The organism is Defluviimonas sp. SAOS-178_SWC (genome assembly GCF_039830135.1).
GTDB lineage: Bacteria > Pseudomonadota > Alphaproteobacteria > Rhodobacterales > Rhodobacteraceae > Albidovulum.
Genome location: NZ_CP156081.1, coordinates 1,555,842 through 1,577,678 on the forward strand (window position 1 = coordinate 1,555,842; position 21,837 = coordinate 1,577,678).

Here is a 21,837-nt window from a genome sequence, read left to right on the forward strand (position 1 = left end):
GTCACCTCTGTTCGAGGCAGAAGCCCTCGATATCCGAGGCCGGCCTGTGGTTCGGACCGCTGTTGAGGATGGTCCGGTCCTCGACGTAGATGCGGACATTGTAGCCGCAGGGCTCCATCCCGGTCGTATCAAGCTCCCAGTTCCCCGAGGCGCCGTTGGTGTTGAGCGACAGGGCCGCGTAGCTGATCGACACGGAGGAATTCCCGCCGGAGAAGGGCGGGGTGAAGAACGCCGCCGGCGCGGCCGAGGTGATGACCATCGTGCCGCCGGCCGCTTCGGGCAGCGGGGTGACGTGGAGCAGGAGGCTGCCGGAATGGTCGCCGATCATCGAATAGGTGCCGGAAATCACCTCTCCGATGCCGAACTTGCCGCAGTTTCCGGCGCCGCTCGTGATCTCCACATCCGCCTGCGGGCCGGTATTGTCGACCATGAAGGCCTTCGGGACCGTTGTCGCAAGCACTGGGCCGAGCGGCTGGCGGAACTCGAGATAGACCGTCGTCAATCCGTTCTCGAGACCGTTCAGCGCGCCGAGAAGCTTGTCGGCGACCGTGACCAGCGGCGACGCCGCGAGGTATGGGAACCAGTCGCCCACGGCATTCAGCGTCTGCGTGACCGGCGTCACCGAGGGGAAGGTCGTCACGTCCACGTCGAACGGCGTGTTGTAGACGCGCGGCGTCACGTCGGACGGCCCCTGGATCATGATCCGGTATTCGAGCGGGCCCGGAGGCAGGTTGAAGACGTCGCCCTTTAGGAGCGTCCGCCCGCCGAACGGCGCGTCGTCGGCGGTGAAGGTGCTGCCGATGCTCGTGCCATTGGCGTAGCCGGCGCCGTTGATCTTGGCGACCGACATGTTGCCGATCGATTCGAGGAACGGCGTGAAGACACCGGGGATGACGCCTTTGGGGAAGGGCCGGATCTCGATCCAGCAATCCTCGCGGTCGCCCCAGTGCGGCACGAAGTTCGGCTGGTTCGGCGCGGGCGGCACCGCCCAGGAGAGAATGCCGCGGATCCGCGCGCGCCCGGTCTTGCACCATTCCTGCCGCTGCTTGTCGAGATCGACCGGCAGCGCCGCCTGATACCAGAGCCCGCCGCGCGGCACGTCGACGTCATGGACCTCGACGAAGGTCGTGCCCTGGTATTCCCAACCCGCCCCGAAATCGAGGTAGAAGGCGATGTATTCGCGGCTGCCCTTCTGGCAGAGGTTGCCGGAATAGCCCGACCTGCGCTTGATCTGCACCACCCCGTGCAGGGTCTTCGCGTCACGGTCGATGCCGACGCAATGCAACTCCTCGTAGGTCGTGTTGAATTTCGGCGTCGCGAGGAAGTCGGCGAACTTGCCGATGTCGATGTCGAATGCCTTGAGCGGGGAAAGCGCCTGCCAGGCGGCGATATCGGTCTGGTCGGCGGCGAGCTTCGCCACCGCCGGGAAGACATGGCGAAGCACCGTCAGCTCGTCGCCGCCCTTCTCGGCCTTCATCAGCTCGGCCAGCACCGGGTCCGGTTTCGGGGGCGGCAGCTTGGTGACCGCCGTGGCGAGCTTGTCGATGAGCGCGGGGTCGATCTTCTGGATGCCGATATCGCCGATATGGCCGATGAGCTTGCAGATGAACCAGTTGCGCGGCTCGATCTGGATGTCGCGCTCAAGCCGGTTGCCCCAGACCGGGGGCCAGTTCGGCATGTTCGGCGGCGGCATCACGTTCCACGACAGGATCGCGCGCACATTGGGCAGGACCGGCTTGTCGTCGCAGCAGCTTCGCCGCTTCGGCCTGATCAGGACCGAGACCGCGTAGCAGAGCGGATCCTTGAAGGGCAGGTCGTGGATCGTGAAGCTCGACACGCCGTGATCGACCCAGATTCCGTCGCCGTAGTCGAGGTAGAAGCGCACGTATTCCTGGCTGCCGTCGGTGCAGGCGTCGCCGCCATAGCCGGCCTGCTGCTTGATCCGGACGATGGCGGTCAGGATCTCCGTGTCGGGATTGTAGCCGAGGCAGGTCAGTTCCTCGAAGGTGGTATCGCCGACCTTTTTCAGGACCGCCTTGGGAAGGCCGGGCAGATCGAGATCGGTCAGGTTGCCGAAATAGTTCGGATTGGCGATCAGGTGGAACCTGGCGGCGTGGCGGAGAGCCACGTCCTTTTCGGGGGCTGTCATGGTCAATCTCCATGCAAGTATATGAAATGAATATAAAAAACACGTCCACTCGCTACGGGACGAGGCGAAATCATACACGAAAATCGCTCAAAAGTTGAGTAAGATATTCCTTACGCGCGCGCATGCGCCGGAAATGGCCGACGTCGGGGAGCCCGGCCGGCTGAAACTAGCGCAGGCGGTTTTGCAGCAGGGTTTCCAGGGACGGCACGGTGTCCGCGACATCCACGAAATCGCGCAGCGACGGTTCCGCGAAGCCTTCGCCGACGATCCGGTCGATCATCGCGAGCAGGGGAGCCCAGTAGCCTTCGGTGTTCACCAGCACGATCGGCTTTTCATGGAGGCCGAGCTGGCGCCAGGTCAGGACCTCGAAGAACTCGTCGAGAGAACCGCCGCCGCCCGGCAGCACCACGACCGCGTCGGCGTTCATGAACATCACCTTCTTGCGCTCGTGCATCGTCTCGGTGACGACGAAAGTGGACAGGTCGCGCTTGCCGACCTCGCGCGACAGGAGGTGCGTCGGGATGACGCCGAAGGTCTCTGCCCCGGCGGCTTGCGCGGCGCGCGCCACCTCGCCCATCAGCCCGACATCGCCGGCGCCGTAGACGAGCCGCCAGCCGTTTGCCGCGAGCATCCGGCCGGTGGCGCGGGCGGCTTCGGCATAGGCCGGGCGGGCCCCCGCGCGCGATCCGCAATAGACGCACACGGATGTCTTGGATCTGGTCATGGCGGCCCCGCGGCTGAACGGTTTCTTTGACCCGTGATAACGGCGTTGCTATGGTCGCTCAAGCGCGCCCGGCAAGCGGTGCGGCCTTGGGGGACTTCATGACGGACAAGAAGGTTGCGGGTGCATCCGGCGACGGAGCCCCGAGTGGCGGGCCGGGTGCCGGACTGGGCTGGATATTCGGTGCTCTCGCGGGGCTCGGCGTCGCGGTGCTCGTCTGGTATTTCGGCTTTCGGGCCGAGGCGCCGGAAGCCGAGCCGGTCGCTACAACCGAGCCTGCGGCCACCGAATCGGCGCCCGCCGCCACCGAACCCGCCGCTGCGCCCAAATCTGCCGACACGGCCGAACCGCAAACCGCGATGGCCCCGGTCCCGCCGCGTTTCGACACCGTCCGCGTCGATGCCGACGGATCTGTGCTCGTGGCCGGACGGGCCGCGACGGGGGCGGCGATCTCGATCCTCGTCGACGGGGCCGAAGCGGCCTCGACCGTGGCTGATGCGGGCGGGGCGTTCGCGGCGCTCTTCACCCTGATGCCGAGCGAGGCGCCTCGGGTGATGACCCTCGTCGCAATGGGCGCCGATGGCGTCAAGATCGCCTCGGAAGCCGACGTGATCGTCGCCCCCTTCGCCGCCCCGGTGGCGGTGGCCTCTGCCGCCCCAGGCGACGGTTCCGCGCCCGCAACCCCGGCGGAACCCGCGCCGGCGCCGGAGGCGGAGGTTGCCGCGACGAAGGCGGAACCGGCCGCCGGGCCGGAGATCCTGATCGTCGATGCGGGCGGCGTGCGCAAGCAGACCGATCCGGCGCCGGTCGCCGAAATCGTCATCGACACGATCGGCTACGGCGCCTCGGGCGAGGTCGAGATCGCCGGACGTGGCCGGGCCGGAGCGTTCGCGCGGCTTTACCTCGACAATGTCGAGGCCGATACGTTGCCGATCGGTGCCGAGGGCAGTTGGCGCGCGGCATTGTCGGGGGTCGCGGCGGGCATCTATACGCTCCGCGTCGATCAGATCGACGGCGCCGGCAAGGTCTCCTCCCGCTTCGAGACTCCGTTCCAGCGTGAAGAGCCCGAGACGGTCACGGCCGCTTTGCAATCGGCCGCCCCGACGCCGGCGCCGAGCGCCGAACCGGCCGCCGCGCCGGAACCGGCGGCGACGGCAGCGGCACCGGCGGAACCGCAGGCGCCGGCAGCCTTGCCGCAGGCCGGGGCGCCCGAGGTGGCCGCCGGCGCGGCCGTGACCGAGGTTGCGACCGCAGAGGCGCCCGCGCCCTCCACGCTCGCCGCCGTTCCCGAGGCGCCGGCGTCGCCCTCGACGAAGGCGGTGATCGTCACGGTCCAGCCAGGCTTTTCGCTCTGGAGGATCGCGCGGGAGAATTACGGCGAGGGCATCCTCTACGTGAAGGTCTACGAAGCCAACAAGGACCAGATCCGCAACCCGGACCTGATCTATCCCGGCCAGATCTTCACGGTTCCGAGCGAATGACCTCGCCCTTCTGCTGGCAGCAGGCCGAAATGGCCGGATGCCCCTTGCAGCAATCGTTGAGGAGATAGGAGATCACCCCTCCGATCCCGCCGAAGTCGGCGGCATAGTAGACGTGCCGCGACGCGCGGCGCGAGGTGATGAGCCCGGCCTGCTCCAGCGCCGCAAGGTGGAACGAGAGCCGCGAGGCCGACACGTCGAGATGCCGCGCGATCTCGCCCGCGGCCATACCGTCCCTGCCGCCCACGATCAGCGCGCGCACGAGTTCCAGCCGGGTTTCGTTCGCCAGCGCCGAGAGAGCGGCGAGCGCCTTGCTTCTGTCCATTATTCAACTACTCATGAAATGTTGAATTATGCCTCTTGATACCCAAGCCCGTCTCTGCGATCAAGCGCGCAGGATTGAAGCGGGGATCGGCGGGCCATGGCGGGCGACACGCAGGTGAAAGACGGCTGGGCGCGCAGCGCGCGCACCTTGCGTCGGGTTGCACCCTATCTCTGGCCGGCGGACGAGTTCTGGGTGAAGCGCCGCGTCGTGCTGGCGCTTCTGGCGCTCGTGCTGGCCAAGGTCGTCTCGGTCCTGACGCCGTTCTTCTACAAGGCCGCGGTCGATTCGCTGTCGAACGAGGCGCGGGGCGATGCGTGGCTTCTGGCGTTCGGCGCGGTCGGACTGACGGTGGCCTACGGCATGGCGCGGATCGGCACGATCGGCTTTAACGAGCTGCGCGACGTGATCTTCGTGCGCGTCGGCCAGCGGGCGCTTCGCAAGCTCGCGCTCGAAACCTTCACCCACATCCACCGCCTGTCGATGCGCTATCACATCACCCGCAAGACCGGCGGCCTTTCGCGCATCATCGAGCGCGGGGTGAAGGGCGTCGAGTTCCTCTTGCGCTTCATGCTCCTCTCGGTCGGTCCGCTCATCCTCGAACTCAGCATGGTCACGGTGATCTTCGCGCTGGTCTTCGACTGGCGCTACGCGGTCGCCGTCGTCGTCACCATCGTGCTCTACGTGACCTATACGTTCAAGGTCACGGAACTCAGGGTGAAGATCCGGCGCGAGATGAACGCGCAGGATACGGACGCGAACCAGAAGGCGGTCGACAGCCTGCTGAACTTCGAGACAGTGAAGTATTTCGGCGCCGAGGCGCGCGAGGCGGGACGCTACGACGATGCAATGCGCGGCTACGAGGCGGCGGCGATCCGCACCGGGCAATCGCTTTCGGCGCTCAACTTCGGTCAGGCGCTCTTGATTTCCACCGGCCTGATCGTGGTGATGATCATGGCGGCGATGGGGGTGCAATCGGGGGCGCTGACGGTCGGCGACTTCGTCATGGTCAACGCCTACATGATCCAGATCACCATGCCGCTGAACTTCCTCGGCACGGTCTACCGCGAGATTCGTCAGGCCCTCGTCGACATGGGCGAGATGTTCGACCTTCTCGAACAGCCCGCAGAGATCACCGACAAGCCCGGCGCGCCCGATCTGAAAGTGGCGGGCGGTGAGGTCGAACTCGACAACGTGAGTTTCGGCTACGAGGCCGCGCGGCCGATCCTGAAGGGCGTCAGCCTGAAGATCGGCGCGGGCGAGACGGTGGCGATCGTCGGGCCGTCCGGCTCCGGCAAGTCGACCATCGGGCGCCTCATGTTCCGCTTCTACGACGTGACCGGCGGGGCGCTTCGGATCGACGGGCAGGATGTGCGCGACATCACGCAGGATTCGCTTCACGCCCAGATCGGCGTCGTGCCGCAGGACACGGTCCTTTTCAACGACACGATCCTTTACAACATCGCCTATGGCCGCCCCGACGCCCCGCGCGAAGAGCTGATCGCGGCGGCAAAGGCGGCGAAGATCCATGATTTCATCATGTCGCTGCCCGAAGGCTACGAGACCAAGGTCGGCGAACGCGGCCTGAAGCTGTCGGGGGGCGAGAAGCAGCGCGTGGGTATCGCCCGGACGCTTCTGAAGAACCCGCCGATCCTGCTTCTGGACGAGGCGACAAGCGCCCTCGACACCCAGACAGAGCGCGACATCCAGGAAAGCCTGAAGGCGATGGGCGAGGGGCGGACGGTGATCACCATCGCCCACCGGCTGTCGACGATCGCCGATGCCGACCGGATCGTGGTGCTGGAAAAGGGCGTGATTGTCGAGGAAGGCCGGCACGAGGCGCTGCTGGCGCATGGCGGCCGCTACGCCGCGATGTGGGCGCGCCAGTCGGCCGAGGAGGAGGACGACGGCGAACGCATTCCGCGCCCGAAAATACCGTCGGACGGGCCCGACGAGGCCACCGATCTGCCGGCCGACGGCCGCTGGCGGCGCACCCTGCCGCACTGACGGCCCCGGTCTTGGCAAGCCGGCGGACTTGCGTGTAGACAGGGCGGGAATTCGGGGCTGCCGCAACGCCCCGGCGGGTGGGAGCAGGCGCGTGAGCGAGACCGACAGTTTCATCGATGAAGTCACCGAGGAAGTGCGCCGCGACCGGCTGTTCGCGACTTTCCGCAAATATGGCTGGATCGGCATCGCGCTCGTTCTGGTCATCGTCGGCGGCGCGGCCTGGAACGAATGGCAAAAGGCGCAGGCACGGGCCGGCGCGCAGGCTTTCGGCGATGCCGTGGTCGCCGCCCTGGCAAGCGATGACCCGGCCGCCCGCGTTGCCGCACTCGACTCCGTGGGATCGAATGCGTCGGGCGACAGCGCGGGGCAGAAAGCCGTGCTCGGCTTTCTTGCGGCGGACGAGGCGCTTCGCGGCGGCGACCGGGCCGGCGCGCTGACCCGGCTTGAGGCGCTGGCGGAAGATGCGGCCCTGTCGGCCACGTACCGGCAACTCGCCCGGCTCAAGGCGGTGATCCTCGCCGGCCCGTCGATGGAGCCGGCGACGCGCGATACGGCCCTTGCCGACCTCGCCCAGCCCGGCGCGCCGTTCCGGGCGCTCGCGATGGAGCAGCAGGCGCTGGCGCTGATGGCGGACGGCAAGAACGACGAGGCGCTGGCGCTCGCGCGGCAGATCCTTGAGGAGCCCGACGCGACCGCGGGCTTGCGTCGCCGGGTGACACAGTTGATTGTGGTTCTGGGTGGCGATCCGGAAGCCGCGTAAAGCGGCCAGACCCGTCGGAACGGACGCAAGGAACGAAGGGGCAGGCAAGGTGAGATTCTCGCACGGTATTGGGACACTGGCCGCGCTGGCCCTGTTGGCGTCTTGCGGGGAAGGGGAACTGATCCTCGACGGCCCGCGCCAGGACGTTCGCAACGCGGTGATCGGTGCCGAAGAGGTCGCCTCGCTCGCGCCTGCGCCGGTCATTTCGGCGCCGATCTCGCTTGGCGCCGCGACGGTGAACGGCGACTGGACCCACCGCGCCGGCAATGCCGCGCACAGTCCGGGGCATGTCGCGCTGGGCGCGGCCCTTTCCCCGGTCTGGGCGGCCCCGATCGGCGCGGGCGACGGCCGCAAGAACCGGATTACCGCCGATCCCGTGGTCGCGGGGGGGCGGATCTACACGCTCGACGCCAATGCGACGGTGACGGCGACGGGCACCAACGGCGCGACGCTCTGGCAGGCGAACCTGACGCCGTCCGCTGACCGCGAGGGCGATGCCTCGGGCGGCGGGCTGGCCTTCGGCGAGGGCCGCGTCTTCGCGACGACCGGCTTCGGCGAGCTTGTGGCGCTCGATCCCGCCTCCGGCGCGGTCGCCTGGCGCCAGCGGTTCGACGCGGCGGTGGGCGGTGCGCCGGCGGTCTCGGACGGCCGCGTCTATGTCGTGGCGCGCGACGCCTCGGCCTGGGCGGTCCGCGCCTCGGACGGGAAGGTGGAATGGGTCCTTCCCGGCACGCCCTCGACTTCGGGCGTCATGGGCGTGTCTGCGCCCGCGGTCGACGCCCGACAGGTGATCTTCCCCTTCGCCTCGGGGCAGATGGTCGCGGTGGCGAAGGATACCGGCCTCGGCCTCTGGGGCGCTTATGTCGCCGGTCAGCGGCGCGGCCGCGCCTATGCCTCGGTCTCGGACCTGACGGGCGATCCCGTGATCGCGGACGGCATGGTCTATGCCGGAACCTCGGCCGGGCGCCTTGCGGCGGTCAACGCCGATACCGGACAGGCCGTCTGGACCGCGCGCGATGGCGCGATGGGCCCCGTGGTGGTGGCAGGAGGGTCGCTGATCCTCGTCAACGACGAGGATCAGCTTCTGCGGCTGAACACGGCGACTGGCGAAGAGGTCTGGCGCGTCGACATGCCCTATTTCACCAAGGACAAGGACAAGCGCCGGCGCAATATCGTCGCGCATTACGGCCCGGTTCTGGCCGGCGGGCGGCTGGTCGTCGCCTCCTCCGACGGGCTGATCCGCAGCTTCGATCCGGCCTCGGGCGCGCTCGTCTCCTCGGTCGAGCTGCCGAAGGGGGCCGCCTCGGCCCCCGTCGTGGCGGGCGGCGTTCTCTATGTCGTCAGCAAGGACGGCAAGCTTCGGGCTTTCCGCTGACGGGAAGCCCGTGTAAGAGGGCGGCTTCGACCCTCAAGGAACAGGCGCATGAGCTTCACCCTCGCCATAGTCGGGCGGCCCAATGTCGGCAAATCGACGCTGTTCAACCGGCTCGTCGGCAAGAAGCTCGCGCTCGTCGATGACCAGCCGGGCGTCACCCGTGACCTGCGCGAGGGCGAGGCGAAGCTGGGCGACCTGAGGTTCATCGCCATCGACAGCGCCGGGCTCGAGGATGTCACCGACGACAGCCTTCAGGGGCGGATGCGGCGGCTGACCGAACGCGCGGTCGAGATGGCCGATATCTGCCTGTTCGTCATCGACGCGCGGGCCGGCGTCACCGCGCAGGACCGGGTGTTCGCCGAGATCCTGCGGAAGAAGAACGCCCATGTCATCCTCGCCGCCAACAAGGCGGAGGGCGCCGCGGCCGATGCCGGGGTGCTGGAGGCTTACGAGCTTGGCCTTGGCGAGCCGTTGCGCCTCTCGGCCGAGCATGGCGAGGGGATGGACGAGCTTTACCACATGCTCCGCCCGCTCGCCGCCGAGTTCGAGGCAAGGGCCGCGCTCGACGCGCCCGAGGTCGATGTCGACGTGGTCGAGGGCGAGGACGAGGGGCCGCGGGTGCCGACCCGCGAAAAGCCGCTCCAGATCGCGGTGATCGGCAGGCCGAACGCGGGCAAGTCGACGCTGATCAACAAGATCATCGGCGAGGAACGGCTCCTGACCGGCCCCGAGGCTGGTATCACCCGCGACGCCATTTCCGTCAGTGCCGATTTCATGGGCACGCCGATGCGGATCTTCGATACCGCCGGGATGAGGAAAAAGGCCAAAATCTCTGACAAGATTGAGAAACTGTCGGTTTCCGACGGGCTGCGCGCGGTGCGGTTCGCCGAGGTCGTGGTGGTCCTGCTCGACGTGGCCATCCCGTTCGAGCAGCAGGATCTGCGGATCGCCGACTTCGCCGAGACCGAAGGCCGCGCGGTGGTGCTGGCCGCGAACAAGTGGGACCTCGAAGAGGACAAGACCGAAAAGCTGAAGGAACTCCGCGAAGCCTTCGAACGGCTCTTGCCCCAGCTCAGGGGCGCGCCGCTGGTCACGGTCTCGGCCAGGACCGGCAAGGGGCTCGACCGGCTGCACGCGGCGATCCTGAAGGCGCATGACGTCTGGAACCGCCGGGTGTCGACGGCGAAGCTGAACCAGTGGCTCGCCGCCATGACCGAGGCGCATCCGCCCCCCGCACCGGGCGGGCGGCGGATCAAGCTGCGCTACATGACCCAGGTAAAGACGCGGCCGCCGGCCTTCGTCGTGATGTGCAACCATGCCGACAAGTTGCCGGAAAGCTATTCACGGTATCTTGTCAATGGCTTGCGCGCCGACTTTGACATGCCCGGCACCCCGGTCCGGCTGACCTTCCGCGATCAGGGCGACAAGAATCCCTACAAGGACCGGAAGTTCCACACGCCGTCCCGGCTGCGAAAGCATGTCGGCAATCCGGTGAAGAAATAGGCGGAAGCCCGCCCGAGGCGGGCTGCCTCCGGCGGGGATATTTCCGGCAAGATGAAGTCAGACGAGCTGGCCCTCGGCGGTCAGCCGCGTCTTGCCGCCGAGCCAGGGGTGGAGCGCCTGCGGCAGATCGACCGATCCGTCCGCCTGCTGACCGTTCTCGAGGACCGCGATCAGGCAGCGCCCGACGGCGAGGCCGGAGCCGTTCAGCGTGTGTACGAAATCGGGCTTTCCCCCGGCGGCGCGGTAGCGGGCGTTCATCCGCCGCGCCTGGAAGTCGCCGCAGACCGAGACCGAGCTGATCTCCCGGTAGGTGTTCTGGCCGGGCAGCCAGACCTCGAGATCATGGGTCTTCCGCGCCCCGAAGCCCATGTCGCCGGTGCAAAGGACGACGGTGCGGTAGGGCAGGCCCAGACGTTCGAGGACGGCCTCCGCGCAGCGGGTCATGCGTTCGTGCTCGGCGAGCGAGGTTTCGGGCGTGGTGACCGACACCATCTCGACCTTCTCGAACTGGTGCTGGCGGAGCATGCCGGCAGTGTCCTTGCCGGCACTTCCGGCCTCGGAGCGGAAGCACTGGGTATGGGCGGTCATGCGGATCGGGAGCTGCGCCGCGTCGAGGATGTCGCCCGCGACGGTGTTGGTCAGCGTCACCTCCGAGGTCGGGATCAGCCACCAGCCGTTCGTGGTGCGATAGCTGTCCTCGGCGAATTTCGGCAGCTGGTTGGTGCCGTACATCGCCTCATCCTTCACGAGGACCGGGGTCATCGTCTCGGTCAGCCCGTGTTCGGTCGTGTGCAGATCCAGCATGAACTGCGCCAGCGCCCGGTGGATGCGGGCGATGGCACCGCGCAAAAGGACGAAGCGGGCGCCGGAGAGCTTCGCGGCGGTCTCGAAATCCATCCCCGGCTTCACCCCGGCGATCTCGTAATGCTCGACCGGCTTGAAGTCGAAGCTGCGGGGCGTGCCCCAGCGGCGGATCTCGACGTTGTCCGTCTCGTCCGCGCCGTCCGGCACGTCGGCGAGGGGCAGGTTCGGGATTCCCATGAGGATGTCGCGCAGGCGCGCATCCTCTTCCGCGGCTTCCTCGTTCAGCTTCGCGACCTCGGCCTTCTTCTCGGCCACGAGGGCGCGGAGGCGTTCGAATTCCGCCTCGTCGCCCCTGGCCTTCGCCGCGCCCACCTCTTTCGAGGCGGCGTTCTGGGCGGCCTGCGCGGTCTCGGCGGCGAGGATCCTTGCGCGGCGGGCTTCGTCGATGGCGAGGATCTCGGACGACATTCCCGACAATCCGCGGCGCAGCAGCGCTGCGTCGAACTGGGCGGGGTTGTCTCGGATCGCGCGGATATCGTGCATGGTAATTCCTCGGGCCTTCGGATGGGGGAGATATGCCCGATCGTATCGGCAAGGTGAACCACGAAAACGCGCGTCGGCTGGCGTCACCTGTGCTAGGATCGGGGATCGGCCCGACCGGGTGCCTTGGATTCGCCTGCGGGCCATGACAAGGAGGGAGAGCCATGACCGCGATGAACGTCGTGAGGATGAAGGTGAAACCGGGTCAGGAGAAGGCGTATCTCGATGCCCAGAACGACAGCGACCGGTCCCAGTACCAGGGCATGCGAAGCGTGCGCGTGGTGAAGACCGGCGAGCGCGAATACATCATCGTCGGCGAATGGGACAGCATGGACGCGCTTGTCGCCGCCCGACCGGCGATGATCGCGACGCTCGATCGGATACGCGGCATGCTCGAAGACATGGGGGGCGACCTCGGCGTGACCGATCCGCGTTCGGGTGAAGTCGTCCTGAGCTTCTGAGCAACGCGCGCCCGGTGGTGAACCCGATACCGCCTGGTCGGGCACCGGTGGTGCGCACAGGTGACAGTCGCGCCTCGCCTTGCAAAGCCCCGGCGCCGACTATAGGTTCCCCGCGACAACGGGCGGCGAGCGCCCCTCGGACCCAGAAGGACGCAAACCATGTTCATCACTCCCGCCTATGCACAGGCCGCGGGCGCCGGCGGAATCGGTGCCCTTGGACAGTTCCTGCCGCTGATCCTGATCTTCGCGATCATGTATTTCCTCCTGATCCGCCCGCAGCAGAAGAAGCTGAAGGAACACAAGTCGATGGTCGAGGCGCTGCGCCGGGGCGATCAGGTGATCACGCAAGGCGGCATCATCGGCAAGGTTTCCAAGGTCAAGGAAGACGGCGAGCTCGAGGTCGAGATCGCCGAGGGCGTGAAGGTGCGCGTCGTGCGCTCCACCATCTCGACGGTCCTGTCGAAGACCGAGCCGGCGGCCGCTTCCAAGTAATCCCGACCGCCCCGTCATCCTGGCCGGTCCGGCCGAACCCCGAGCGCTGAGACATGCTGAACATCCCCCTCTGGAAACGGATCATCATCTGGGGGCTTTGTGCCCTCGGCCTGCTGACGGCGCTTCCGAACGTCTTCTACTCCCGCGCCGAACGGCATAACGACGCCGTCGTCGCCGCCGAGAAGGCCGGGTTCGAGACGCCGGACCAGGCGGCGGCCCGGGCGCTCTGGCCGTCCTTCCTGCCGTCGAACGTGGTCAACCTCGGTCTCGACCTTCGCGGCGGCGCGCATCTTCTGGCGGAGGTGCGGGTGGCGGACGTCTACAAGGCGCGGATGGACGGGCTCTGGCCCGAGATGCGCCGCGCCCTCGCGGACGCGCGGGGCGAGCTTGGCGGGATCCGCCGGGCACCGTCCGACCCGTCGGAACTGCGCATCCAGATCGAGAAGCCGGAGGCGATGGCCAAGGCGGTAGAGATCGCGCGCGGGCTCGCCAGCCCGGTCGTGACGCTGACCGGCGTGGGGCAGAGCGATCTTGAGGTGACGGCGGAGGGCAACCAGCTGATCGTCCGCCTGAGCGAGGCCGAGCGTGCCGCGACCGACGACCGGACGATGCAGCAATCGCTGGAGATCATCCGCCGCCGCGTCGACGAGGTCGGCACCCGCGAACCGACGATCCAGCGCCAGGGCACGAACCGCATCCTGATCCAGGTGCCGGGCATCGGCTCGGCGACGGAGCTGAAGGAACTGATCGGCACCACCGCGCAGCTCACCTTCCACCCGGTCGTCGGGCGCACCACCGACGGCAACGCCATCGCCAAGCCTGGAACGATCATCCTGCCGTCGATCGACGAGAAGGACGTCTATTACGAGCTTGAGGACGTGCCGGTCGTGACCGGCGAGGATCTCGTCGATGCGCGGCCCGATTTCGACCAGAACGGCCGCCCGGCGGTGCATTTCCGCTTCAACCCGTCCGGCGCGCGCAAGTTCGGCGACTATACCGGCGCCAATGTCGGCCAGCTCTTCGCCATCGTCCTTGATAACGAGGTGATCTCGGCGCCGCGCATCAACCAGCATATCCCCGGCGGTTCGGGCATCATCACCGGCAATTTCACGGTCGAGTCGTCGACCAACCTCGCGGTGCTCCTCAGGGCCGGGGCGCTGCCGGCGAAGATGGACTTCCTCGAGGAACGCACTATCGGGCCGGAGCTTGGCCAGGACAGCATCGACGCCGGGCGCATCGCCGCTGTCGTCGGCCTTGTCGCCGTGGTCGCCTTCATGATCGCGAGCTACGGGCTCTTCGGCGTCTTCGCGAGCGCGGCACTCGGCATCAACATCGCGATGATCTTCGGCATCCTCTCGACCATCGGCGCGACGCTGACGCTGCCCGGCATCGCCGGGATCGTCCTGACGATCGGCATGGCGGTCGATGCGAACGTGCTGGTCTTCGAACGGATCCGCGAGGAGATGCGGACCGCGAAAGGCCCCGCGCGCGCCATCGAGCTTGGCTACGAAAAGGCCATGTCGGCGATTGTCGACGCCAACATCACCACCTTCATCACTGCCGCCATCCTCTTCTTCCTCGGCTCCGGCCCGGTGAAGGGCTTCGCGGTCACGCTCGTCGTCGGCCTCGTCACCTCGGTCTTCACCGCGATCTGGGTGACGCGTATCTTCGTCGTCGCCTGGTTCGACCGGAAACGGCCGAAGTCGATCACGGTTTAAGGGGAGAGGTTCATGGCATACCGTCTCAAGCTCGTCCCGGAAAAGACGAACATCGATTTCTTCCGCTGGGCCCCGGTCACTTTCGGCGGTTCGGTGGCGCTCGTCGTCGCGGCCATCGTCCTGACCCTGGTGATGGGCCTCAACTTCGGCATCGACTTCAAGGGCGGCACGACGATCCGCACCGAATCGACGCAAGCCGTCGATGTCGGCAGCTACCGGCAGGCGGTCCAGCCGCTCAACCTCGGCGACGTGTCGATCACCGAGGTCTACGATCCCACCTTCCGCGAGGACCAGCATGTCGCGATGCTGCGGATCCAGGCGCAGGAGGGCGCGGAGGCGATCACGCCCGAGATCATCGCCAGCGTCGAGGCGGCGCTGAAGGGCGTCGATCCCTCGATCACCTTCCCGTCCGTGGAATCGGTCGGGCCGAAGGTGTCGGGCGAGTTGATCAAGACGGCGGTTCTGTCGGTCCTCGCCGGCGTGGCGGCGATCTGCGTCTATATCTGGCTGCGCTTCGAATGGCAGTTCTCGGTCGGCGCGGTCGTGGCGCTTGTCCATGACATTGCCTTGACGATCGGGATCTTCTCGCTCTTCCAGATCAAGTTCGACCTGACGATCATCGCGGCACTGCTGACGATCCTCGGTTACTCGATCAACGACACCGTCGTGGTCTTCGACCGGCTCAGGGAGAACCTGATCAAGTACAAGACGACGCCCTTGCGGGATCTCTGCAACCTCTCGGTCAACGAAACGCTGAGCCGGACGGTGATGACCTCGGGCACCACGCTGGTCGCGCTCATCGCCCTTCTGATCTTCGGCGGCGACGTGATCCGGGGCTTCGTCTTCGCGATGACCTGGGGGGTGATCGTCGGCACCTATTCCTCGGTCTATGTCGCCAAGAACGTCGTCCTCTTCCTCGGCGTCAAGCGCGACTGGGGCAAGAAGGACGACAGCGCGGCGGGCACCCAGTTCGCCACCGGCAAATAGGCCGGGGCGCCGATGATCCGGCTGACCGAAGTCACCTTCGACAGCGCCCGGCCCATCGACGGCTACGGGCCCGGTTTCTTCCGCATCGGCGGCGAGGTGATCCACGGGGCGGTCCTCGTGACGGCATCGTCCGCGAAAGGTTGGGCCGGCTACGGGGATGCCGCGCCGCTTCTCGCCCTCGCGGGCGAGATCGACGTGCTTCTCCTCGGCACCGGCAAGACCATCGCCCATCCCCCGGCGGCGCTCCGCGAGGCGCTCGAGGCGGCCGGGATCGGGGTCGAGCCGATGGCGAGCGACGCGGCGGCGCGCACCTACAACGTGCTTCTGTCCGAGGGGCGGCGGATCGCCGCGGCGCTTCTGCCGGTGGAATAGCCGCTTTGCCTCGCGTCCCTGATCGGCTAACCCCGTGGCCATGATACTCGGCGTCCACGACCTTGCCGTCAGCCGTGGCGGCATCGCGATACTCGACCGCGTGAGCTTCGTCCTCGACGCGGGCGAGGCGCTGATCCTGCGCGGTCCGAACGGCATCGGCAAGACCACGCTCCTGCGCGCCATCGCCGGGCTCCAGCCCGCCCTTGCCGGACGCATCGACCTGCCGCAAGAGGGCGTGGCCTATGCCGGCCATGCCGACGGGCTGAAAGCGACACTGAGCGTGACCGAGAACCTCCATTTCTGGGCCCGCATCTACGGGCAGGCCGACATTGCCCCCGCCCTCGCCGCGATGGAACTCGAGGCGCTCGCGGACCGTCCGGCGCAGAACCTCTCGGCCGGACAAAAGCGCCGGCTCGGCCTCGCCCGGCTCCTCGTCACCGGGCGCCGGCTCTGGCTTCTCGACGAGCCCACCGTCTCGCTCGATGCCGCCTCCGTCGGCCTCTTCGCCGCTGCGGTCCGGCGCCACCTCGCGGCCGGCGGCGCGGCCCTGATGGCAACCCATATCGACCTCGGTCTCGACGAGGCGCGGATTCTCGACCTCGCGCCCTGTCGCGCGAAACCGCCCGCGCCGGGGCAGGGCGGCGCCTTCGACGATCATTTCGAGGGGGCGTTGGGATGACGGCTCCCTCGTTCATCTTGCCGGAAATACCTCGGGGTCCGGGGCAGCGCCCCGGGGCTCGCCGCGCAGGAGGCCGCCCGCCATGCTAGCGCTCCTGCTCCGCGATCTCCGGCTCGCGACCCGCGCCGGCGGCGGTTTCGGCCTCAGCCTTGCCTTCTTCCTCATCGTCACCGTGCTCGTCCCCTTCGGCGTCGGGCCCGAGGGCGGCATCCTCGCCCGCATCGCCCCCGGCATCCTCTGGGTCGGCGCGCTTCTCGCCTGCCTCCTCTCGCTCGACCGCATCTTCGCGCTCGACCGCGAGGATGGCTCGCTCGACCTTCTCGCCACCGCGCCGATCCCGCTCGAAGGCGTGGTCGCGGTGAAGGCGCTCGCCCACTGGCTGACGACCGGCCTGCCGTTGACCCTCGCGGCACCAGTTCTCGGCGTGCTTCTCAATCTGCCCGCGACCGGCTTCGCCTGGCTCACCCTCTCGCTCCTGCTCGGCACGCCCGCGCTCTCGGTCATCGGCACCTTTGGGGCGGCGCTGACGGTCGGGCTGAAGCGCGGCGGGCTCTTGCTCTCGCTGCTCGTCCTGCCGCTCTACATCCCGACACTGATCTTCGGGGCCGAGGCGGCGCGGCGCGGCAGCGAGGGGCTCGCCACCGCGACCCCGCTTCTCATGCTCGCCGGGATCACCGCCGGTGCCGTCGCCATCCTGCCTTTCGCCTCGGCTGCGGCAATCCGCGTCAATCTGCGCTAGGGCGCGCCGTGTTATGTGTATTGAGCCCCTGCGCCCGAGTGTTTAGCAAGGCCACCATGTCGATCTGGGAATACGCCAACCCGAAGAAGTTCATGCAGACCTCGTCCCGGGCCTTGCCCTGGGTGACGGGGCTTGCCGTCGTGACGCTGCTCGTCGGCCTTGTCTGGGGCTTTTTCTTCACGCCCGACGACTTCCGCCAGGGCTCGACGGTCAAGATCATCTATATCCATGTCCCGTCGGCGATGATGGCGATCAACGCCTGGGCGATGATGCTCGTGACCTCGCTCATCTGGCTCATCCGCCGCCACCACGTCTCGGTGCTGGCGGCGAAGGCCGCCGCGCCCATCGGCATGACGATGACGCTCATCGCGCTTTTCACCGGGGCGATCTGGGGTCAGCCGATGTGGGGGACCTGGTGGGCCTGGGATCCGCGGCTGACCTCGTTCCTGATCCTCTTCCTCTTCTACCTCGGCTATATCGCGCTCTGGGAGGCGGTAGACGATCCCGACACGGCGGCCGACCTGACCTCGGTCCTCTGCCTCGTGGGTTCGGTCTTTGCGCTTCTCAGCCGCTATGCGGTCCTCTTCTGGAATCAGGGCCTGCACCAGGGCGCATCGCTCTCCCTCGACAAGGAGGAGCATGTGGCGGACGTCTTTGCCTGGCCGCTCTGGATCACGATGGCGGGGTTCGTGCTCCTGTTCGTCACGCTGGTCCTCCTGCGGACGCGGACCGAAATCCGCTCGCGCCGCCTGCGGGCGCTCGAAGCGCGCGAAAGGATGGCGTGATGGTGGAACTCGGGAAATATGCCGGCACCGTTCTGGGCGCCTACGGCGTGACGCTGGTCCTGCTTCTGGGCCTCGTGTGGATGACGCTCCGGCAAGGCGCCAAGATGCGCGACCGGCTCGAGGAGCAGGAAAGGCGGATGGGGCGGAATGGCTAAGATCTCTCCGATGATGATCCTGCCGCCGGCAATCTTCGCCGGCCTTGCGCTGATGTTCGTGTTGGGCATGAACCGCGAGGACCCCGACGCGCTGCCTTCGGCCTTCGCGGGCAAGCAGGCGCCGCCGGTCGTCGTGACGCCGCTCGGCGATCTGGAGACCTTTTCCGACGCCGACCTCCGCGACGGCAAGGTCAAGCTCGTGAACTTCTGGGCAAGCTGGTGCGCGCCGTGCCGGGCCGAGCATCCGAACCTCGAAAAGCTGCAAGCCGAGGGCGTGACGATCCTGGGCGTCAATTACAAGGACAAGCCCGAGGCGGCGCTGGGGTTCCTGGCGGAACTGGGCAACCCCTATGCCGCCATCGGCGCCGACGTGAGCGGCCGGATGGGGATCGACTGGGGGCTTTACGGCGTACCGGAGACCTTCGTCATCGACGGCGATGGCAACGTTGTCCTTCGCTTCCCCGGCCCGATCACCGAGCGCGTTCTCGACAGCGACATACGTCCGGCGATGAAGGCGGCCGCCACGGAGTAGCTGCTCTCCGTGACGGCCAGGTCGTCAACGCAATTGCGAAGCGACGATCAGGATGAGAAGACCCGCGGCCTCCACCAGCGGCATGGTCGGGGCGAAATGCAGGTTTGAAACGATCTTTCTCATGCGCCGTTGATAGCCGGTGCGCGGTGGGCGAAAAAGCAGGCAAATCCGGCATTTCACAAATCGCCCGTAAAATATGGTGATTTTTGAATGCCTTGATATCGCCCTGATCGCCGGAGGCGCGACAAGGCGGGAAAATCGCCGGGATCATTTCCGAGCCCGGATCAATGGTGCCGGACCACAACTCGTGCGAGAAGAATCGCGGCTCCCCGGCCGGCAATCGACTTCCAACCCCTACGCGTGCCGGGAAGGCGTGGAGGAGTCGGGCGCGGCCGGGTCTGACCGCCCCGGCGAAGGCGTTTTCCCGGAAAGCCAAAGAAAAACCCCGCCCGAAGGCGGGGTTCTTGTCGTTACGCCATTTGGCCGATCAGGCGCGGGCGAGGTTTCTCAGCACGTAGTGCAGCACGCCGCCATGTTCGACGTACTCGACCTCGATCTCGGTATCGATCCGGCACTTGATTTCGATGGTTTTCTCGCTGCCGTCGGCAAACTTGATCGTGCAAGGCACGAGGCTGAGCGGCTTCAGATCGCCCTCGAGCCCGTGGATGGAGATCACCTCGTCGCCCGTCAGGCCCAGTGTCTTGCGGCTGTCGCCGCCCGTGAACTCGAACGGGATCACGCCCATGCCGACGAGGTTGGAGCGGTGGATGCGCTCGAACGACTCGGCGATCACGGCCTTGACGCCGAGAAGGTTGGTGCCCTTCGCCGCCCAGTCGCGCGAGGACCCCGCGCCGTATTCGATGCCGCCGATCACGATCAGCGGCACACCCGCCTCCTGATAGGCCATCGAGGCGTCGTAGATCGAGGTCTGGCTTCCGTCCGGGCCCTTGGTGTAGCCGCCTTCGACGCCGTCCAGCATCTCGTTCTTGATACGGATGTTGGCGAAGGTGCCACGCATCATGACCTCGTGGTTGCCCCGGCGCGAGCCGTAGGAGTTGAAGTCCTTCGGCGCGACCTGCCGCTCGGTCAGGTACTTGCCGGCGGGGGTCGTCGGCTTGAAGGACCCGGCCGGAGAGATGTGGTCGGTGGTGATCATGTCGCCGAGAAGGGCGAGGATGCGGGCGCCGTCGATATTCCGGATCGCGCCCTTCTCCTTGCCCATGCCCCGGAAGTAGGGCGGGTTCTGGATATAGGTCGAGGTCGCCGGCCAGTCGTAGGTTTCCGACTCCGTCACCTTCACGCCCTGCCACTTCGCGTCGCCCTTGAAGACGTCGGCGTATTTCTTGAGGAACGCCTCGCGGGTGACGACCTCGTGGATCAGTTCGGCGATCTCGTTGTTCGAGGGCCAGATGTCCTTTAGATAGACCGGCTTGCCGTCCTTCGAGGTGCCCAGAGGTTCGCTCGTCAGGTCGATGTTCATGTCGCCCGCGATGGCATAGGCGACGACGAGCGGCGGGGAGGCGAGGTAGTTCGCCCGGACGTCCGGGCTGATGCGCCCCTCGAAGTTGCGGTTGCCCGAAAGGACCGAGACCGCGACGAGGTCATTCTCGTTGATCGCCTTCGAGATCTCGGGCTGCAGTGGCCCCGAGTTGCCGATGCAGGTGGTACAGCCGTAACCGACGAGGTTGAAGCCGAGCGCGTCGAGATCTTCCTGAAGCCCGGCGGCGTTCAGGTATTCCGACACGACCTGCGAACCGGGCGCGAGCGAGGTCTTCACCCAGGGCTTGCGGGTCAGGCCAAGCGCGCGCGCCTTGCGGGCCAGAAGCCCGGCGCCGATCAGCACGTAGGGGTTCGAGGTGTTGGTGCAGGAGGTGATCGAGGCGATCACGACCGAACCGTCGCGCAGCTTGTAGCCTTCGCCCTCCACCGCGGCGGACTTTCGGACGTCGTGGGGTGCGGTCATCGTGTCGCCCTCGGACGCCATGTCCTTGGCCGCTTCCGTCGTGTCGACGCCGCGGAACTCGCTCACCACCTTGTAGAAGCTCTTGGCCGACATGTTGAGCGGCGTGTAGTCCTGCGGGCGCTTCGGACCAGAGATGGCCGGGACGATCTCGGCCATGTCGAGGTGCAGGGTCGAGGTGTAGACCGGGTCGTAATCCGCGCCGCGCCAGAAGCCGTTTTCCTTGGCATAGGCCTCGACCAGCGCGATGCGGTCCTCGTCCCGGCCGGTCTGGCGCAGGTAGCGCAGCGTCTCGGCGTCGATCGGGAAGAAGCCGCAGGTCGCGCCGTATTCGGGCGCCATGTTGGCGATGGTCGCCCGGTCGGCGAGCGGCAGGTGATCAAGGCCCGGCCCGTAGAATTCGACGAACTTGCCGACAACGCCGTGCTTGCGGAGCATCTGGACGACCTTCAGGACGAGGTCGGTCGCGGTCGTGCCCTCGACCATCTTGCCGGTCAGCTTGAAGCCCACGACTTCCGGAATCAGCATCGAGACCGGCTGGCCGAGCATCGCCGCCTCGGCCTCGATCCCGCCGACGCCCCAGCCGAGAACGGCCAGGCCGTTGACCATCGTGGTGTGGCTGTCGGTGCCGACGAGGGTGTCGGGATAGGCGACTTCGTTGCCGTCCTGGTCAGTGTCGGTCCAGACCGTCTGGGCGAGGTATTCGAGGTTGACCTGGTGGCAGATGCCGGTGCCGGGCGGCACGACGCGGAAATTCTCGAACGCGTTCTGACCCCATTTGAGGAAGACGTAGCGCTCCATGTTGCGCTCGTATTCGCGGTCCACGTTGGCCTGGAAGGCGCGGGGGTTGCCGAATTCGTCGATCATCACCGAATGGTCGATGACGAGATCGACGGGGTTCAGCGGGTTGATCTTCTGCGCGTCGCCGCCAAGCGCCTTGATCCCGTCGCGCATCGCGGCAAGGTCGACGACCGCCGGAACGCCGGTGAAGTCCTGCATCAGCACGCGGGCCGGGCGGTAGGCGATCTCGCGCGGGTTCTGGCCGCCCTGCTTGCCCCAGTCGGAAAACGCCTTGATGTCGTCGACCGAAACCGTGCGCCCGCCATCCTCGAAGCGGAGCATGTTTTCAAGGACGACCTTGAGCGCGGCGGGGAGTTTCGAAAACTCGCCGAGGCCGGCCTTTTCGGCGGCCGGGATCGAGTAATAGGCGACGGACTTGCCGCCGGCGGAAAGGGTCTTGCGCGTCTTGGCGGTGTCCTGTCCGGTGACGATGGGCATCGGGATCTCCCTTCGGGCTG

Annotated in this window: 20 protein-coding genes; 15 read left to right on the plus strand and 5 right to left on the minus strand. The window is 67.1% G+C overall.

Annotated elements, in window-relative coordinates; genetic code table 11:
• Position 1 precedes the first annotated feature (1 nt).
• Positions 2-2,149, minus strand: a complete 2,148-nt coding sequence (locus V5734_RS08415; protein ID WP_347313056.1) for a hypothetical protein — start codon at positions 2,147-2,149, stop codon at positions 2-4.
• A 166-nt stretch (positions 2,150-2,315) separates the two neighbouring features.
• Positions 2,316-2,873 carry a TIGR00730 family Rossman fold protein gene (locus tag V5734_RS08420; RefSeq protein WP_347313057.1) on the minus strand — a complete coding sequence of 186 codons (558 nt, stop codon included), beginning with the start codon at positions 2,871-2,873 and terminating at the stop codon, positions 2,316-2,318.
• Positions 2,874-2,971: 98 nt separating this feature from the next.
• Between V5734_RS08420 and V5734_RS08425 the strand changes: the two genes are divergently transcribed.
• Positions 2,972-4,351, plus strand: coding sequence for a LysM peptidoglycan-binding domain-containing protein (locus tag V5734_RS08425; protein ID WP_347313058.1), 1,380 nt, complete (start codon positions 2,972-2,974; stop codon positions 4,349-4,351).
• Here V5734_RS08425 and V5734_RS08430 read toward each other — a convergent pair.
• On the minus strand, positions 4,332-4,673 hold the full coding sequence (locus tag V5734_RS08430; protein WP_347313059.1) for an ArsR/SmtB family transcription factor: 342 nt from the start codon (positions 4,671-4,673) through the stop codon (positions 4,332-4,334). The two genes, V5734_RS08425 and V5734_RS08430, sit on opposite strands and share 20 nt — an antisense overlap.
• Positions 4,674-4,769: 96 nt before the next feature.
• Here V5734_RS08430 and V5734_RS08435 point away from each other — a divergent pair, with 96 nt between their 5' ends.
• The 4 genes from V5734_RS08435 to der all read left to right on the plus strand — a co-directional run bounded on the left by V5734_RS08435 (position 4,770) and on the right by der (position 10,315).
• The gene (locus tag V5734_RS08435; RefSeq protein ID WP_347313060.1) at positions 4,770-6,677 is read left to right on the plus strand and encodes an ABCB family ABC transporter ATP-binding protein/permease; all 1,908 of its coding nucleotides are present in this window, start codon (positions 4,770-4,772) and stop codon (positions 6,675-6,677) included.
• Between the two features lie 91 nt (positions 6,678-6,768).
• Entirely contained in the window at positions 6,769-7,437 is a 669-nt protein-coding gene (locus V5734_RS08440; protein WP_347313061.1) for a tetratricopeptide repeat protein, read from the plus strand.
• A 49-nt stretch (positions 7,438-7,486) separates the two neighbouring features.
• Positions 7,487-8,812 (plus strand): PQQ-binding-like beta-propeller repeat protein, encoded by a 1,326-nt coding sequence (locus tag V5734_RS08445; RefSeq protein WP_347313062.1) that lies wholly within the window; start codon positions 7,487-7,489, stop codon positions 8,810-8,812.
• A gap of 48 nt (positions 8,813-8,860) precedes the next feature.
• Positions 8,861-10,315, plus strand: a complete 1,455-nt coding sequence (der, locus tag V5734_RS08450) for a ribosome biogenesis GTPase Der (protein WP_347313063.1) — start codon at positions 8,861-8,863, stop codon at positions 10,313-10,315.
• 57 nt (positions 10,316-10,372) lie between these two features.
• Here the strand turns inward: der and serS are convergent, their stop codons facing one another.
• A complete protein-coding gene (gene serS / locus V5734_RS08455) occupies positions 10,373-11,662 on the minus strand; it encodes a serine--tRNA ligase (RefSeq protein WP_347313064.1) in 1,290 nt (429 codons plus the stop codon).
• Between the two features lie 161 nt (positions 11,663-11,823).
• Between serS and V5734_RS08460 the strand changes: the two genes are divergently transcribed.
• The 10 genes from V5734_RS08460 (at position 11,824) to V5734_RS08505 (ending at position 18,579) form a co-directional block, all read left to right on the plus strand.
• On the plus strand, positions 11,824-12,120 hold the full coding sequence (locus V5734_RS08460; RefSeq protein ID WP_347313065.1) for an antibiotic biosynthesis monooxygenase family protein: 297 nt from the start codon (positions 11,824-11,826) through the stop codon (positions 12,118-12,120).
• A 159-nt stretch (positions 12,121-12,279) separates the two neighbouring features.
• Entirely contained in the window at positions 12,280-12,612 is a 333-nt protein-coding gene (yajC, locus tag V5734_RS08465) for a preprotein translocase subunit YajC (protein ID WP_347313066.1), read from the plus strand.
• 53 nt (positions 12,613-12,665) lie between these two features.
• Positions 12,666-14,330 carry a protein translocase subunit SecD gene (gene secD / locus V5734_RS08470; RefSeq protein ID WP_347313067.1) on the plus strand — a complete coding sequence of 555 codons (1,665 nt, stop codon included), beginning with the start codon at positions 12,666-12,668 and terminating at the stop codon, positions 14,328-14,330.
• 12 nt (positions 14,331-14,342) lie between these two features.
• Positions 14,343-15,317: a protein translocase subunit SecF gene (secF, locus tag V5734_RS08475; RefSeq protein WP_347313068.1), complete on the plus strand. Its 975-nt coding sequence runs from the start codon at positions 14,343-14,345 to the stop codon at positions 15,315-15,317.
• A 15-nt stretch (positions 15,318-15,332) separates the two neighbouring features.
• Positions 15,333-15,689, plus strand: a complete 357-nt coding sequence (locus tag V5734_RS08480; protein ID WP_347313597.1) for an Mth938-like domain-containing protein — start codon at positions 15,333-15,335, stop codon at positions 15,687-15,689.
• 40 nt (positions 15,690-15,729) lie between these two features.
• Positions 15,730-16,368: a heme ABC exporter ATP-binding protein CcmA gene (ccmA, locus tag V5734_RS08485; protein ID WP_347313598.1), complete on the plus strand. Its 639-nt coding sequence runs from the start codon at positions 15,730-15,732 to the stop codon at positions 16,366-16,368.
• A gap of 82 nt (positions 16,369-16,450) precedes the next feature.
• Complete coding sequence (gene ccmB, locus V5734_RS08490; RefSeq protein WP_347313069.1) at positions 16,451-17,107, plus strand: heme exporter protein CcmB; 657 nt, start codon at positions 16,451-16,453, stop codon at positions 17,105-17,107.
• Positions 17,108-17,163: 56 nt separating this feature from the next.
• Positions 17,164-17,892, plus strand: a complete 729-nt coding sequence (locus tag V5734_RS08495) for a heme ABC transporter permease (protein ID WP_347313070.1) — start codon at positions 17,164-17,166, stop codon at positions 17,890-17,892.
• Entirely contained in the window at positions 17,892-18,047 is a 156-nt protein-coding gene (ccmD, locus tag V5734_RS08500) for a heme exporter protein CcmD (RefSeq protein WP_347313071.1), read from the plus strand. Before V5734_RS08495 ends, ccmD begins: the two co-directional genes overlap by 1 nt.
• Complete coding sequence (locus tag V5734_RS08505; protein WP_347313072.1) at positions 18,040-18,579, plus strand: DsbE family thiol:disulfide interchange protein; 540 nt, start codon at positions 18,040-18,042, stop codon at positions 18,577-18,579. The genes ccmD and V5734_RS08505 overlap by 8 nt, the downstream gene beginning before the upstream one ends.
• Before the next feature lie 487 nt (positions 18,580-19,066).
• Here the strand turns inward: V5734_RS08505 and acnA are convergent, their stop codons facing one another.
• Positions 19,067-21,817 carry an aconitate hydratase AcnA gene (gene acnA, locus V5734_RS08510; RefSeq protein WP_347313073.1) on the minus strand — a complete coding sequence of 917 codons (2,751 nt, stop codon included), beginning with the start codon at positions 21,815-21,817 and terminating at the stop codon, positions 19,067-19,069.
• Between the last annotated feature and the right edge of the window lie 20 nt (positions 21,818-21,837).

Bases quoted from the DNA above. Each gene is read 5' to 3' on its own strand.
- ccmD (WP_347313071.1), top strand. From the start codon at position 17,892: ATGGTGGAACTCGGGAAATATGCCGGCACCGTTCTGGGCGCCTACGGC.
- V5734_RS08505 (WP_347313072.1), top strand. From the start codon at position 18,040: ATGGCTAAGATCTCTCCGATGATGATCCTGCCGCCGGCAATCTTCGCC.
- der (WP_347313063.1), top strand. From the start codon at position 8,861: ATGAGCTTCACCCTCGCCATAGTCGGGCGGCCCAATGTCGGCAAATCG.
- V5734_RS08430 (WP_347313059.1), bottom strand. From the start codon at position 4,673: ATGGACAGAAGCAAGGCGCTCGCCGCTCTCTCGGCGCTGGCGAACGAA.
- V5734_RS08495 (WP_347313070.1), top strand. From the start codon at position 17,164: ATGTCGATCTGGGAATACGCCAACCCGAAGAAGTTCATGCAGACCTCG.
- V5734_RS08420 (WP_347313057.1), bottom strand. From the start codon at position 2,873: ATGACCAGATCCAAGACATCCGTGTGCGTCTATTGCGGATCGCGCGCG.
- acnA (WP_347313073.1), bottom strand. From the start codon at position 21,817: ATGCCCATCGTCACCGGACAGGACACCGCCAAGACGCGCAAGACCCTT.
- secD (WP_347313067.1), top strand. From the start codon at position 12,666: ATGCTGAACATCCCCCTCTGGAAACGGATCATCATCTGGGGGCTTTGT.
- yajC (WP_347313066.1), top strand. From the start codon at position 12,280: ATGTTCATCACTCCCGCCTATGCACAGGCCGCGGGCGCCGGCGGAATC.
- V5734_RS08425 (WP_347313058.1), top strand. From the start codon at position 2,972: ATGACGGACAAGAAGGTTGCGGGTGCATCCGGCGACGGAGCCCCGAGT.
- ccmA (WP_347313598.1), top strand. From the start codon at position 15,730: ATGATACTCGGCGTCCACGACCTTGCCGTCAGCCGTGGCGGCATCGCG.
- V5734_RS08415 (WP_347313056.1), bottom strand. From the start codon at position 2,149: ATGACAGCCCCCGAAAAGGACGTGGCTCTCCGCCACGCCGCCAGGTTC.
- V5734_RS08435 (WP_347313060.1), top strand. From the start codon at position 4,770: ATGGCGGGCGACACGCAGGTGAAAGACGGCTGGGCGCGCAGCGCGCGC.
- ccmB (WP_347313069.1), top strand. From the start codon at position 16,451: ATGCTAGCGCTCCTGCTCCGCGATCTCCGGCTCGCGACCCGCGCCGGC.
- V5734_RS08460 (WP_347313065.1), top strand. From the start codon at position 11,824: ATGACCGCGATGAACGTCGTGAGGATGAAGGTGAAACCGGGTCAGGAG.
- secF (WP_347313068.1), top strand. From the start codon at position 14,343: ATGGCATACCGTCTCAAGCTCGTCCCGGAAAAGACGAACATCGATTTC.
- serS (WP_347313064.1), bottom strand. From the start codon at position 11,662: ATGCACGATATCCGCGCGATCCGAGACAACCCCGCCCAGTTCGACGCA.